Source organism: Halomonas sp. KX33721 (genome assembly GCF_001596805.1).
Taxonomy (GTDB): Bacteria; Pseudomonadota; Gammaproteobacteria; order Pseudomonadales; family Halomonadaceae; genus Vreelandella; species Vreelandella aquamarina.
Genome location: NZ_LVIA01000048.1, coordinates 1 through 14,048, shown reverse-complemented (window position 1 = coordinate 14,048; position 14,048 = coordinate 1). Strand labels below are relative to the sequence as shown.

Sequence of the window (14,048 nt, the reverse complement as noted above, 5' to 3'; positions counted from 1 at the left end):
CGTTATGAACACGAATTATCGCAAGCCGCTGCCGGGCGTTCTGGTAGAGGGCGAGCCGGTAGAGTTCTTCGATGCACGTCAAGCGGTCGAGGATATCCAGCACGGCGCCTATGCCAAACTGCCCTACACTTCGCGCGTATTGGCCGAACAGCTGGTACGTCGCTGTGACCCTGAGCTGCTCACCGATGCTCTAAAACAGCTCATTGAGCGCAAGCAGGATTTAGATTTTCCCTGGTACCCGGCACGGGTGGTATGTCACGACATACTTGGCCAAACCGCGCTGGTAGATTTAGCCGGTCTGCGTGATGCCATTGCCGACAAAGGCGGTGATCCGGCCAAGGTCAACCCGGTCGTGCCCACTCAGCTTATCGTCGACCACTCGCTGGCCGTCGAACATGCGGGCTTTGAGAAGGATGCCTTCGAGAAAAACCGCCAAGTAGAGGATCGTCGTAACGACGACCGCTTCCACTTTATTAACTGGACCAAGCTGGCATTTGAAAACGTCGATGTGATTCCCCCCGGCAACGGCATCATGCACCAGATCAACCTGGAAAAGATGTCCCCAGTGGTGCAGTGCCGCCCTGATGAGCACGGCGTGCGTATTGCCTATCCAGATACATGTGTGGGTACCGACAGCCATACGCCGATGGTGGATGCGCTAGGGGTGATCTCCGTAGGTGTCGGTGGCCTGGAGGCGGAAAGCGTGATGCTGGGCCGCGCCTCGATGATGCGCCTGCCGGATATTGTCGGGGTCGAGCTCACTGGCAAGCTGCAGCCGGGGATTACCGGCACGGATATGGTGCTGGCGATTACCGAGTTTCTGCGTAAAGAGCGGGTAGTGGGTGCTTACTTAGAGTTCTACGGCGAAGGGGCTGACGCGCTGACCGTGGGCGACCGCGCTACGATTTCCAATATGACGCCGGAGTATGGTGCCACGGCGGCGATGTTCTACATCGATAACCAAACCATTGAGTATCTCAAGCTCACTGGGCGTGAAGATGAGCAAGTCGCGCTGGTGGAAGCGTACGCCAAGTATACTGGGCTATGGGCAGATGATCTCAAGAGTGCCTATTACGAGCGGGTATTGACGTTTGATCTCTCAAGCGTGGCACGCACGTTGGCTGGCCCTTCTAACCCTCATGCCCATCTGCCTACTTCCGAGCTGGCAAAGCGGGGTATCGCCATCGACTTGGATAAAGCCCGGGCCGATGAGCAGGCAGGCAGAATGCCGGATGGTGCGGTGATTATTGCCGCCATCACCAGCTGCACCAACACGTCTAACCCGCGCAATATGGTGGCGGCTGGGTTGATTGCTCGCAACGCCAACCGGTTAGGGCTGACCCGCAAACCGTGGGTGAAGTCGTCGCTGGCCCCTGGCTCCAAAACCGTCAAGATGTACTTAGAAGAAGCACACTTGATGGATGAGTTGGAGAACCTCGGCTTTGGTGTGGTGGCCTACGCCTGTACCACCTGTAACGGGATGTCTGGTGCGCTGGAGCCGCACATCCAGCAGGAAATCATCGACCGCGACCTGTACGCCACGGCGGTGCTTTCCGGTAACCGTAACTTTGACGGGCGTATCCACCCCTACGCCAAGCAGGCGTTTTTGGCCTCACCGCCGTTGGTGGTGGCGTATGCCATCGCAGGCACCATTCGCTTTGATATTGAAAAAGACGTGCTGGGGTATGACACGCAGGGTAATCCGGTCACCCTCAAGGACATCTGGCCCGACGATAGCGAAATCGATGCTATCGTGAAGTCGGCGGTGAAGCCCGAGCAGTTCCGCCAAACCTATATCCCGATGTTCGATCTGGATAAAAGTGCGCGTACGCAGGTAAGCCCGCTCTACGAATGGCGGCCCCAGAGCACCTACATTCGCCGCCCGCCCTATTGGGAAGGCAACATGGCGAAAGAGCGTGGGCTGAAGGGCATGCGCCCGCTGGCGATTCTGCCGGACAACATCACCACCGACCACCTCTCGCCCTCCAATGCCATCATGCTCGATAGCGCAGCGGGGGAGTACCTGCACAAAATGGGCCTGCCGGAGGAGGACTTTAACTCCTACGCCACCCACCGCGGTGATCACCTGACCGCCCAGCGGGCAACGTTGGCGAACCCGAAACTGTTCAACGAAATGGTCCACGACGAGCAGGGCAAGGTGCTGCAGGGGTCGCTGGCGCGTATTGAGCCGGAGGGTAAAGTGACCCGCATGTGGGAAGCCATCGAGACCTATATGGCCCGCAAGCAGCCGCTGATTATTATTGCCGGAGCGGATTACGGCCAAGGCTCATCCCGTGACTGGGCGGCCAAAGGCGTCGCGCTCGCAGGGGTAGAGGCCATTGTCGCCGAAGGCTTTGAGCGCATCCACCGCACGAACCTGATCGGTATGGGTGTTATGCCGCTGCAGTTCGAGGAAGGGACCACGCGGAAAACCCTAGAGTTGGACGGCACGGAAGTCTTCGATGTGGAAGGCACGCCCGAACCGCGCGCCACGCTCACGCTAGTTATCCACCGCACCAGTGGCAGCACCGAGCGCGTGCCAGTGGTTTGCCGATTGGATACGGCCGAAGAAGTGACCATCTATTCTGCCGGTGGCGTGCTGCAGCGTTTTGCTCAGGACTTTTTGGAATCCTCCGTTGCCTAGCCGTCTCAGCGCGATGGTAAGGGGGTGATGAATAGCGAATAGCCTGGCGGTTGCCAGGCTATTGTTTAAGAGGTGCGTCATGGCTCATCAAGCACAAATGCGTATTCCCGCCACCTATATGCGGGGCGGCACCAGTAAAGGGGTGTTTTTCACTTTGAGTGACCTGCCCACCGCCGCTCAGGTGCCGGGTGAAGCGCGGGATAAGCTGCTGCTGCGGGTGATAGGCAGCCCCGACCCTTATGAAAAACAAATTGATGGCATGGGGGGCGCCACGTCCAGCACCAGCAAAACGGTGATTCTCTCGAAGAGTGACTCGCCCGATCACGATGTGGATTACCTATTCGGCCAAGTCTCGATCGATAAACCCTTTGTGGATTGGAGCGGCAACTGTGGCAACCTATCCGCGGCGGTAGGGCCTTACGCTATCGCCAATGGCTTGGTCGATCCCGCTAAGGTGCCTCGAAACGGCATCGCGGAAGTGCGTATTTGGCAGGCCAATATTCAGAAAACCATCGTTGCCCAAGTACCCATGGCGGAGGGTGAAGTGCAAGAGACCGGTGATTTCGAGCTGGATGGCGTGACCTTTCCGGCGGCAGAAATCCCCGTCGCGTTTATAGACCCTGCCGATGGTGAGGGCGCGATTTTTCCCACCGGTAACGTGGTCGATGACCTAGAGGTGCCGGGTGTTGGTGTGCTGAAAGCAACGTTGATTAATGCCGGTATTCCAACGGTGTTCGTCAATGCTGAGGCGCTGGGCTACACCGGGTGTGAGCTGCAAGAAGCGATTAATGGGGATGCCAAGGCGCTGGAGATGTTCGAAACGATTCGCGCCCACGGTGCTGTCCGCATGGGATTGATTAACCATGTGGAGGAGGCTGCCAGCCGTCAGCATACTCCCAAAGTGGCCTTTGTGGCCCCCGCGGCTAGCTATATGGCATCGAGTGGGAAAGCCATCAATGCTGAAGATATTGACCTAGTGGTGCGGGCGCTCTCGATGGGCAAGCTACACCACGCCATGATGGGCACGGCGGCGGTCGCTATTGGCGCGGCAGCGGCGATTCAGGGTACGTTGGTGAATTTAGCGGCCGGTGGCATTGAGCGTGAAGCGGTGACGTTTGGCCATCCTTCAGGGTCACTTCGGGTTGGGGCGAAAGCCAGCCTGGTAGACGGGCGCTGGCAGATTGATCAGGCGGTAATGAGCCGCAGTGCACGAGTGTTAATGGAAGGGCGAGTGCGAGTGCCCGGCGATACAATTTAAGCGGCTTGTCAGCACCGCCACCGCCGATGTGTAACCGTGCGGTGGCATGTGGTGGGTTGCTTTTTAAATTTACTCTTCAAATTTGATTTGATCACGCATACGGTCAACGGTGGCTGGCCCAATGCCGTTCACGCGGGTCAGGTCATCGGCATTTTCAAAGGCACCGTTGGCTTCGCGCTCTTCAATAATCGCTGTCGCGCGGCTTGGGCCAATACCGGGCAGCTCAGCAAGCAGTTCCTCATCGGCACTGTTGACGTTAATCGGCGCAATGGCTTGAGCCATCGCTGTTCCTGATAGGCCAAGGCTGAGGCTAATAAGTAGTGCGGCTGCGATACGCTTAAACGTTGTCTGCATCGTTAACATCCTTCTGTTTTTTCCATTGAGCCAGTCGCGTACTCAGCACGAAAGGCCATGAGCGCAGCGATAGGAGTGAAGCTTTATTCGCCGCCTTAGTTGAAATTAGCATTTAGAACAGTGAATGCTGTAAGTCATCGACGATGGTTTTTGTAAGCCTTTTGCTACAGGGAAATGGCCAATCGCTTACACTGCAAGCTCTGTGGGGCTGGTACACTAATCAATACCCATCGCGTCAATGGCGCAATTTCCCTTTAAGCGTTCACGAACACGGAGTAAGCGCGTGTCCACCGATTCCCCACTGATTATTGCCCTGGATTACCCTTCGCTTGATGCAGCTCTGTGCATGGCAGACCAGCTTGACCCTACTCGGTGCCGTCTCAAAGTCGGTAAAGAGCTGTTTACGCGAAGTGGCCCTGCCGTACTGGAAGCGCTCCATGGACGTGGTTTCGATGTGTTCCTGGATCTTAAATTTCACGATATTCCTAATACCGTGGCCAGTGCTGTTCAGGCGGCGGCAGAGCAGGGTGTTTGGATGGTAAACGTTCACGCCTCTGGCGGGCGCAAAATGATGGAGGCAGCGGCAAAGCGCTTATCCGACCATCAGCTTACTACGCACTTAATTGCGGTCACGGTGCTGACTAGCATGCAGGCGGAAGACTTGGCGGATGTGGGCATTACTGCAAGCCCTGCTGAGCACGTCATGCGCTTGGCAGCCCTGGCCCAGCAAAGCGGATTAGACGGCGTGGTGTGCTCGGCGCAGGAGGCGGCGCAGATCGAGGCGCAGTGCGGCAGCGCATTCTTAAAAGTAACGCCCGGTATTCGTCCTAGCTTTGCGGCGGCGAACGATCAACAGCGCATCATGACGCCTGCTGACGCAATGCAGGCGGGTAGCACGCATTTAGTGGTAGGTCGTCCGGTCACGCAAGCAGAAGACCCTATGGCAGCATTAGCGGCTATTGAGGCCGAGCTGGCAGGTAGGCAATAGCTATTCGCCCTCGACGCCGGTGATCGGTTTAATAGTGCCCCAGCGGCGGCAGCTGGGGCACTGCCAAGCCAGACTGTCGCTACTAAACCCACAGCGGCGGCAGCGATGGCGGGGGCGTCCCTTCAGCAGGGCATCGGTATGGTGTTTTAGTAAGAGGAGTCGGGTATCCGGTGTGGCTTTACCAGCGAGCCGTTCACTTTCCAGGTAGAGATCAACTAGGTAATCAAGCCCTCCTAGGCTGGGCGCTTCACTCAGCCACTCGCCGGTTCGCTCGATAGCGCTGTCTACTCCATCTCTTTGATGAACGAGTTCCCCTAGCGTCACAATGACGCTGGTATACGGCGCTTGGCCTAGTAGTTTATACAGGTGGCTTTCCAGACCGGGTAAGTTGTTATTGCGGGTATAAGCGCGCTGGAGCGCTGGTAGCATGGTCGGTACGTGAGCGATATCCTGCCGGGGTATATGATCAAGCCGCTCGATAGCTTTTGCATAGTGACCATTATCCATCTCTAATTCAGCCAGCATTAAGGTGGCGCGAATACAGTGCTCATCCAACTGAAGCGCTTTTTTAAGGTGCTTACGCGCCATTGCGCGGCTAGATTGATCAATTTCCTGTTGGGCAAGTTCACAGAGCCAGTGTGATGCAGGGCGGCGCATGGCGGGTTGCTGCTTAATCAGCGGTTGAACAACGTCTAGCGCGTCTTGCCACTCTTTTTCTCGCTCAAGTAAATCAATCAGCAGCCGCTTCGCTTCTAGACGGAGCGCTTCGTTCACCGAGTGTTCTAGCAGGCTGCGCAGTAGCCGCTGGGCTCGGTCGTGCACACCCAAGGCGATAAAGTCGCGGGCGAGCTCAAGCTGAATGATTTCATTAGTCGTGGTAGAGAGTGCTGGGCGGGCTAGCAGGTTTTGATGAATGCTAACGGCTTTATCTGCTTCACCGCGGGCACGGAAAAGCTTGCCAAGGGCAATATGAGTATCAATGGTGTCGCTATTAACATCCAATGCATGGATAAAGGTGTTAATCGCTTCGTCGGGCTGCTCGTTCAGCAGATAGTTCAGCCCGACGAAGTATTCCCGTGATAAGCCGGGAGTACGCGAGGCGGGGGAGTGCTGCTGGCGGCGGTAGGCGTAACGGATGCCTAGGCCAAAGCCGATGGCAATGGCTGCCAAGAGTACGCCTAGCAGCACAGCATCATGCATTTACGCCAGTTCCTTCAACCCCTGAGTGCGTAACCGGTCTAGCTCTTTGCGCTGCTGTTTATTGTGACGCTCACTGCGGGCAAGCCGTGCTTTCAGGCGAACATAAACACCCAGCATGGCCAGCATGCCGACAATGACGCCCACCGCTAGGGTGGCTAGTAGCCATATGGAGAGTGATACGGCAGGCAGTTCAGCCCAAATTAGGTTTAAGGCAATGGCTTGCTGGTTATTCACAGCAAACAGAATGCCCACCAGCATCACTACCAATAAAATGACGGCCAGAATCAGCCCTTTGATCCAACGCATGAGAGTTTCCTAATCAGTGACGTTCACGATGATGCTATTGTGTCTGAGTCTGGGCGCGACGTCATCCCGCAGAAGGTCGGATGGCGCTATTAACTCGCTTTAGTAACCTAAAGCGCGGCTCGCATCGACTTGTTCGCGCAGCTCCTTGCCCGGTTTAAAGTGCGGTACGTATTTGCCGTCTAAATCTACCGGGTCGCCGGTTTTAGGATTACGCCCCGTGCGCGGCTTGCGATAATGAAGCGAAAAGCTGCCAAAACCACGGATCTCTACTCGTCCTCCAGTGGCGAGAGCATCGGTCATATCATCTAGGATAATACGCACCGCTGTTTCGACATCCTTGGCGGATAGCTCCGGTTGACGCATCGCAATTTGTTCGATTAGTTCAGACTTGGTCATCGGTTGGCTCCTTGCGTTTAAAGGCCGTAATGCACATGCGACCTCGATAACTTTGAAATCAGCATACTGCGCATAACCGCATAAAACAATTCAGATAAAACAAGGTACTAGGCAAGTTAGTACGAAGCTGATTAACAGCATAGGCGAAGCTTGGCCCTGGCGCGACCCCACAGCTTCGGTATACTGGCTTTTCATTTTCATCTACTCGGAGAGGCTGACGTTGAGCGACGATACTTCCCCCGCCGCTGTGCTTCGTAAGCGGCTTTACTGGCACTCCCGGCGCGGTATGTGGGAGCTGGATCTGCTGTTAATTCCCTTTTTAGAAAAACGCTTCGACACGCTGAGCGAAGAGGAGCAGTTGACGTATCAGCGTTTGATTGAAGAAGAGGATCAAGATTTGTTCGTTTGGCTGATGCATCGTGAGTGGCCTGAAGACCCTGACTTGCGCCATCTTGTGCAAATGATCGTTGAGCATGCTGAAACCACCGATAACACTGCTTATCGCACGCTCTAAGCTGGCAGGCGGGCTTTGCGGGGCGTTGGTGCTGGGGCTGGCGATACTAATAGGTTGGGCGATAGGCCATTGGTTAGGGGGATTAACGCTAAGCATTGGGATGGCGCTGGTGTATTGCTCCTATAGTGCGCAGCCATGTGGGGCGCTGCAGCTCACCAAGAACGGCAGCCAGATAGAGGGATGCTGGTTGCTAGCCACTGGAGAGGCGGGGCCGACATTAGGAGTTAGCTGTGACTATCTAGGGCCTTGGCTAGTAGGGCTTCGTATGGGATCACAGCGTCTCTGGTTATGGCCAGACAGTCTCCCAGGTGACAGTCAGCGCGCCCTGCGCCGATGTTTCCATCGGCCTGGTCGATAGTTTGGCAGGGCGTTAGTGCGGAAGCCCTGCTAAACGCAAACTATCTAGTGTCAGTTGAGAAGGGGCGGAGGTGGCCTGATGTTCTGGCCAGTCAATAGAGTAATGCAAGCCCCGAGACTCGTGGCGTTGAGAGGCGGCCAGCACAGTGAGTTGAGCAAGCATAATGGCTTGCCTTAGTCGCATACTTTCTGGGTGCGACATCGCTTTATCTAGCTTTTCCAATTCTTTTTTGATTTCTGCCAGTGCTTCACTGGCGGTAGCAAGGCCTTGGTCGCTTCTTACTATCGATACGTATTGACTCATGACGCTGCGCATCTTAAAGCGGAGCTTTCTAAGTGCCTCTAGTTCCACGTTAATGTTGGGCTGGATGATAGGTGCTTGATGATCATCCCCTGTATTCAGCGGCTCATTGGGTGGCGAGGGCAAGGAGAGCAGATGCCGGGCGCAGCTACGCGCATAAACCAAACACTCAAGCAGCGAATTGCTAGCCATACGGTTTGCGCCGTGGAGGCCGGTGTAGGCCGTTTCGCCAATGGCATAAAGGTTGGCAACGTCGGTAGCGCCAGCGTGGTCGGTAGCGACGCCGCCACAGCTATAATGGGCGGCGGGCACAACGGGGATCGGTTGGCGCGTAATATCCATTCCCCGCGAGGCGCAATGAGCCAAAATTGTAGGGAAGTGATGGCGTATAGAGGCTTCTCCTAAGTGGCGTATATCTAGCCAGACGTGCCCCAGCGTGCCTTGCTGAATCTGTGCATCAATGGCTCTGGCCACCACATCTCTAGGCGCTAGCTCGGCACGTGGATCGAGGTCGGGCATAAAACGATGGCCAGCTTCGTTAAGCAGGTGGCCGCCTTCACCGCGCACCGCCTCGCTAATCAGAAAGGCTGGGCCATCCGGGTCGAATAGGCAGGTAGGGTGAAACTGCTGAAACTCAAGATTGGCAAGCGTTGCTCCCAGCTCAGCCGCCATCATCATACCTTCGCCGCTGCTGGGTGCTGGGGTGGTGGTGTGCCGGTATAACCCGCTTGCGCCGCCGGTAGCGAGAACGGTGTGATGGGCATAAAACGCTTGTAGGCGCTGCTCGCTATCGACACCTTGGGCGCCAATGCAGTGGCCCTCAGCGTTGCTCAGCAGGGTGAGAATGGTCAGGTCGCTGCGCTGAGTAATGCCAGGGTGGGCGGAGACTTTATTGACCAAGGTTTCAACTACCGCACGACCGGTGGCGTCATCGGCATGAATAATGCGTCGCGCGTTGTGCCCACCTTCTCGGGTCAGGTGGTAGGGGTAGCGGGCACTTGGGTCCGGGTCGGGCGTAAACGGCACACCGTTGTCAATGAGCCATTGAATCGCCTCAGGACCATGGGTGACGGTAAAACGAACGGCGTCTTCATCGCATAGTCCATCGCCAGCGATGAGGGTATCGCGTACATGGTCGTCGAGATTGTCATCCGGAGAGAGCACTGCCGCAATGCCGCCCTGTGCCCAGCGGCTGGCTCCTTGATCATCCATTGCCGGACGTACCAGCGTGACTGACAAGTGGTCAGCAACTTCTAGCGCTAGGGTGAGGCCGGCGACGCCGCCGCCGATAATAAGTAGGTCGGTTGTTGGCGTGCTCATAGGGGCCCGCTCCTTCTTTTTGCTATCAAAAGCTGCGCGCGCAACACGCTTTCACAGGGAGGATGGCATCATAGCGTGACCACTGGCGCTTAGCGATGGTGTAGGCAAAAAAGCGAAAGGTAACTGATCGGGTGGGCGTTAAACACAAAAAAGCCGCGTAGATCAGAAGATCTCGCAGCGTCATGTTCTTACTAACAATTCATGGTGCCCGGAGCCGGACTTGAACCGGCACGGAGTTGCCTCCGAGAGATTTTAAGTCTCTTGCGTCTACCAATTTCGCCATCCGGGCAGTGTATTGGCGCTTTAGCAGCAATCGCTACACTGACAATGGAGGCTGGAGTCGGAATCGAACCGGCGTACACGGAGTTGCAGTCCGCTGCATAACCACTCTGCCATCCAGCCTAACAAGTCATTGGTGTTAACCAAATGGAGCGGGAAAAGAGATTCGAACTCTCGACCCTCGCCTTGGCAAGGCGATGCTCTACCACTGAGCTATTCCCGCTCGACTCGAGGGCGAATTATACGCATCGCTGCGCGCTTGTCAAACAATCAATTTATCAACGGGTTCAAAGAGCTACTGTGCTGCTGACATTTATGCTGCCTACATTGAGCGACTAAGGTGCGGCCAAGCAGCTTTTAGATACTGAGCCATTGACCAAAGCGTGAGAGCAGCGGCAGCGTACAGAACAACCACGCCCAGTAGCGCGATTTCGTGCCCTGGCGGGAAGGCCAGCAGCACCAGAATGGCGACCATCTGCAGCGTGGTTTTTAGTTTGCCAACCCAAGAGACTGCCACCATGCCGCGTTTACCCATTTCGGCCATCCACTCCCGCAGGGCTGAAATAACGATCTCACGACCGATAATCACCAGTGCGGGCAGCGTTAGGATCAGCGTGTCAAAACGCTCAATTAACAGTGCAAGCGCCACGGCGACCATAAGTTTGTCTGCCACAGGGTCTAAAAAGGCACCGAAGGGGGTCGACTGATTCCAGCGGCGGGCCAGATAGCCATCGAGCCAGTCGGTGACCGATGCTAGGGCAAATAAACCAGCGGCAACCGGCATGCTCCAACTGAAAGGTAGATAAAACAGTACTACCAGTAGTGGGATAAAGACGATTCTTGCCAGTGTGAGTATGTTGGGTATGTTCATCGCAGGGTGCGATCCTTGCCGGAGAATCATGAAAGTCGGAGTGTAATGTGCGGGTTATTCTATCCCCCTTAGCGCATTGCATCCATGTTAAGAACAAGTTTATCCATTCAGTGCCGTATAAATGCTCTCTGCGAGGGCTGCATTAATTCCGGGCACCCTGGCTAGTTCATCACGGCTGGCCTTTTGTACGCCTTGTAGGCCACCAAAAAAGCGCAGAAGTTCACGCCGCCGTTTAGGGCCTATGCCAGGAATATCCTGCAAAGTAGACGTGCGTCGCGCTTTGTCTCGCGCTGCCCGGTGGCCTGCAATCGCAAAGCGGTGGGACTCATCGCGGATATGCTGGATTAAATGCAGTGCCGGCGAAGCCGGATCTAAAGGTAGCGGGTTATCGCTGGTCTCTAAGAAGAGAGTTTCCAGCCCGGCCTTGCGAGTGGCTCCTTTGGCAACGCCTAGTAGAATGATGTTGGTGACCGAAAGGTCGTTTAGTACCCCGCGTGCCATATTGAGCTGCCCTTTGCCGCCATCCACAATCAGAATATCGGGGGCCACTGCTTCTCCGTTTTTTACCCGCTTCAGGCGCCGCGTCAGCGCTTGTTGCATGGCGGCGTAATCATCCCCTGCTGCGATGCCTTCAATGCGGAAGTGGCGATAGTCACTTTTACGCGGGCCTTGGTGGTCAAACACCACGCAAGACGCCACGGTGGCTTCGCCCTGGCTGTGGCTGATATCGAAACACTCAAGCCGCTCTGGCAGTTTTTCCAGTCCCAGCGCTTTTTGCAGTGCCTCAAACCGCTGAGTGAGCTGGGTTTTATTGGCCAGCTGTGATGCAAGCTGCTGCTCGGCGTTGGTCATGGCGAGGTGCTGCCATTGGGCGCGATGCCCGCGCACTTGGCTTGCTACTCTGACTTTTTTGCCTGCTTGCTGAGAGAGGGCATCGGCAATCAGAGTGCTATCTTCCAGCGGGAGGCTAGTAATTACTTCTCGGGGTACGTTATGCGGCTGGCCAAAATAGTATTGACTAACCACTTCGGTCAGCAGCATTTCTGGCGGCAGGTCTAGATCATTCTTTGGCGTATGGTGCCGAGCGCCCAGTAGACGACCATCACGCACGCTCAATATGGAGATGCCGAGTGCGCCAGTGCGTTGGGCTAAGGCGAAAACGTCTGCGTCGCCGCTCTCGTTATCCACAAACTGGCGCTGCTGCAGCTGGCGTAGCTGCTGGATTTGGTCACGCAGGCGTGCGGCCTCTTCAAAGTGGAGCGCTTGGCTGGCTACTTCCATCTCTTGGGTTAATAGCTGGGTCACGTGCTCGCTTTTGCCTTCTAGGCACATCACCGCATGTTCCACATCCCGGCGATACTCCTCTTCTGAGATGTAATCAACACAAGGGGCGCTGCAGCGCTGAATTTGATACTGCAAGCAAGGGCGAGAGCGGTGGGCAAAAACACTGTCTTCGCAGTTACGGATGCGAAAAATTTTCTGCATCAGTGTCAGGCTCTCTTTTACGGCCCCGCTGCTGGGGTAGGGGCCCAGGTAGCGGCCATCGTCGCGACGCTGGCGTGCTCGCTTATATTCCAAAGCGGGGTAGGGGTGGCGGTCAGTGACAAACACAAACGGGTAGGATTTATCATCCCGTAGCAGGATGTTGTAGGGCGGGCGAAGCTCCTTAATTAATGTTTGTTCAAGCAGCAGTGCTTCGGTTTCGCTACGGGTAACCGTAATTTGAATATCGGCAATGCGTGCCACCATCGCCTGGGTTTTGGTATTGAGCTGGCCGCGGAAATAGCTTGCCAGCCGTGCTTTCAAACGCTTCGCTTTGCCGACATAGAGCGTGTTTTGCTCCTCATCCAGCATGCGGTAAACACCGGGTGAAGTGCTGACAGAGCTTAAAAACTGCTTGGCATCAAAAGTCATAGCTGGGCATTGGAGCTCTTAAACGGCAGAAGCTGCGATGGTAGGTCTATCCCATAGTGGCGTCAAAACCTTCGACTAGACCGTGGCGTAAGGCGAGATGGGTCAACTCGACATCACTGGTGACATGTAGCTTATCAAACAAGCGATAACGGTAAGTGTTAACAGTTTTAGGGCTAAGGTGTAGACGGTCAGAAATATCTTGTACTCGCTGACAGTTGACGATCATCAAAGCAATTTGTAGCTCGCGATCAGAGAGCTGGTTAAATGGGCTATCTTCGTCAGTGAAGTGGGCGAGTGCTAGCCGCTGTGCAATTTCTTGGCTTATATAGCGCCCGTTGCGGAAGACTTGGCGAATGGCATCGGTCATTTCCACCGCATCAGCCCCTTTGCTTAAAAAGCCCGATGCACCGGCTTCAAGCATGCGCCTCAGGACGCTGTCCTCTAAGTGGGCGGTAAGAATGATAACCTTAATGTCAGCCAGGGTGCGATGAATACGCCGTGTGGCTTCTAGCCCGCCGATACCCGGCATACGAATATCCATGAGGACAATGTCAGGCTTTAGTTGTCGGCACTGGGCGACGGCGCTCTCTCCATCATCCACTTCGCCCACAATTTTAATATCGGACTCTTCGTTTAGCAGGTGGGCGATGCTGGTTCTCACCAGGTGGTGATCATCGGCAATTAAAACGTTGATCAAAGGTCTGGCTCCTGCAGGTAATCATCGTGGACTCAAGCGATACGCACGCTGCGAACCTATAGAGTGCCACAGCTCTCAGCAAAGGAGAATTAGATGATGCTGGTTTGCTTTAATGCTTGACTCTTACAGTGCTGTGGATTAGTATTCGCCCCGCTGCACGAAACTGGCAGCATGTGGGGCCTTAGCTCAGCTGGGAGAGCGCAACACTGGCAGTGTTGAGGTCAGCGGTTCGATCCCGCTAGGCTCCACCAATATTTCTAAACGCTACGTTATTTATAACGTGGCGTTTTTTTTATGGTGCGCCAGGCATGGCGCGCAGCGCCAATTAGGCGCTATCCGGTCCGCCGTGGTGGTTGGCCGGATGACTTGGGGGTGAAAGTCCCCTACGGACCCTGATAGCGGGAACCGTTAGCTGAACAGCAAGGGTGTTCGTCGTGAGGCGGAATCTGAAGGAAGCTGTAGGCAAACTCCTGGCCCGACGAACAGGAACCGCATATGAGGCAGCCACATCTGGGCGAGAGGGCCATGAAACTCGAAGCCCAATAGCTATCCAGAAGATGTGGAAGTAGATGCGGCGGGTAGATGGGAGGAAGGTCGCGCGTCTTACCCTGGGAGGCCTGTTCGCCTGCCACTGGCCACCGACACCGTG

At 55.6% G+C, this 14,048-nt stretch carries 12 protein-coding genes and 4 tRNA genes; 5 read left to right on the top strand and 11 right to left on the bottom strand.

Translation table 11 applies throughout. The features are described from left to right. The first annotated feature begins 4 nt into the window (after window positions 1-4). Both acnD and prpF read left to right on the top strand, forming a co-directional pair. Complete coding sequence (gene acnD, locus A3220_RS15450; protein WP_062375733.1) at window positions 5-2,644, top strand: Fe/S-dependent 2-methylisocitrate dehydratase AcnD; 2,640 nt, start codon at window positions 5-7, stop codon at window positions 2,642-2,644. Between the two features lie 79 nt (window positions 2,645-2,723). Then, window positions 2,724-3,902 (top strand): 2-methylaconitate cis-trans isomerase PrpF, encoded by a 1,179-nt coding sequence (gene prpF / locus A3220_RS15445; protein WP_062375731.1) that lies wholly within the window; start codon window positions 2,724-2,726, stop codon window positions 3,900-3,902. Window positions 3,903-3,971: 69 nt separating this feature from the next. Here prpF and A3220_RS15440 read toward each other — a convergent pair whose 3' ends face one another. Then, window positions 3,972-4,256 (bottom strand): ComEA family DNA-binding protein, encoded by a 285-nt coding sequence (locus A3220_RS15440; protein WP_044628113.1) that lies wholly within the window; start codon window positions 4,254-4,256, stop codon window positions 3,972-3,974. A gap of 283 nt (window positions 4,257-4,539) precedes the next feature. Here A3220_RS15440 and pyrF point away from each other — a divergent pair, with 283 nt between their 5' ends. Further along, on the top strand, window positions 4,540-5,244 hold the full coding sequence (gene pyrF / locus A3220_RS15435) for an orotidine-5'-phosphate decarboxylase (RefSeq protein WP_044628112.1): 705 nt from the start codon (window positions 4,540-4,542) through the stop codon (window positions 5,242-5,244). Here the strand turns inward: pyrF and lapB are convergent, their stop codons facing one another. The 3 genes from lapB to A3220_RS15420 form a co-directional block, all read right to left on the bottom strand. Beyond that, window positions 5,245-6,444, bottom strand: a complete 1,200-nt coding sequence (lapB, locus tag A3220_RS15430; RefSeq protein WP_062375728.1) for a lipopolysaccharide assembly protein LapB — start codon at window positions 6,442-6,444, stop codon at window positions 5,245-5,247. After that, window positions 6,445-6,750 carry a LapA family protein gene (locus A3220_RS15425; RefSeq protein ID WP_062375725.1) on the bottom strand — a complete coding sequence of 102 codons (306 nt, stop codon included), beginning with the start codon at window positions 6,748-6,750 and terminating at the stop codon, window positions 6,445-6,447. A gap of 99 nt (window positions 6,751-6,849) precedes the next feature. Next, window positions 6,850-7,194, bottom strand: a complete 345-nt coding sequence (locus A3220_RS15420) for an integration host factor subunit beta (protein WP_255319113.1) — start codon at window positions 7,192-7,194, stop codon at window positions 6,850-6,852. A 172-nt stretch (window positions 7,195-7,366) separates the two neighbouring features. On the opposite strand from A3220_RS15420, the gene A3220_RS15415 reads away from it, so the two are divergent. Next, window positions 7,367-7,660: a succinate dehydrogenase assembly factor 2 gene (locus A3220_RS15415; RefSeq protein ID WP_044628108.1), complete on the top strand. Its 294-nt coding sequence runs from the start codon at window positions 7,367-7,369 to the stop codon at window positions 7,658-7,660. A 370-nt stretch (window positions 7,661-8,030) separates the two neighbouring features. Here the strand turns inward: A3220_RS15415 and nadB are convergent, their stop codons facing one another. The 7 genes from nadB to uvrY all read right to left on the bottom strand — a co-directional run bounded on the left by nadB (window position 8,031) and on the right by uvrY (window position 13,399). Beyond that, window positions 8,031-9,638 carry an L-aspartate oxidase gene (gene nadB, locus A3220_RS15410; RefSeq protein WP_044628107.1) on the bottom strand — a complete coding sequence of 536 codons (1,608 nt, stop codon included), beginning with the start codon at window positions 9,636-9,638 and terminating at the stop codon, window positions 8,031-8,033. 202 nt (window positions 9,639-9,840) lie between these two features. Next, window positions 9,841-9,927, bottom strand: a tRNA-Leu gene (locus A3220_RS15405). A 39-nt stretch (window positions 9,928-9,966) separates the two neighbouring features. Then, window positions 9,967-10,040, bottom strand: a tRNA-Cys gene (locus A3220_RS15400). 25 nt (window positions 10,041-10,065) lie between these two features. Continuing rightward, a tRNA-Gly gene (locus tag A3220_RS15395) sits at window positions 10,066-10,140 on the bottom strand. Window positions 10,141-10,239: 99 nt separating this feature from the next. Continuing rightward, window positions 10,240-10,788, bottom strand: coding sequence for a CDP-diacylglycerol--glycerol-3-phosphate 3-phosphatidyltransferase (pgsA, locus tag A3220_RS15390; RefSeq protein ID WP_044628106.1), 549 nt, complete (start codon window positions 10,786-10,788; stop codon window positions 10,240-10,242). A gap of 99 nt (window positions 10,789-10,887) precedes the next feature. Beyond that, a complete protein-coding gene (gene uvrC / locus A3220_RS15385; RefSeq protein ID WP_062375723.1) occupies window positions 10,888-12,702 on the bottom strand; it encodes an excinuclease ABC subunit UvrC in 1,815 nt (604 codons plus the stop codon). Window positions 12,703-12,748: 46 nt separating this feature from the next. After that, a complete protein-coding gene (gene uvrY, locus A3220_RS15380; RefSeq protein ID WP_058576295.1) occupies window positions 12,749-13,399 on the bottom strand; it encodes a UvrY/SirA/GacA family response regulator transcription factor in 651 nt (216 codons plus the stop codon). Between the two features lie 175 nt (window positions 13,400-13,574). Between uvrY and A3220_RS15375 the strand changes: the two genes are divergently transcribed. Next, window positions 13,575-13,650, top strand: a tRNA-Ala gene (locus tag A3220_RS15375). Window positions 13,651-14,048: the final 398 nt, after the last annotated feature.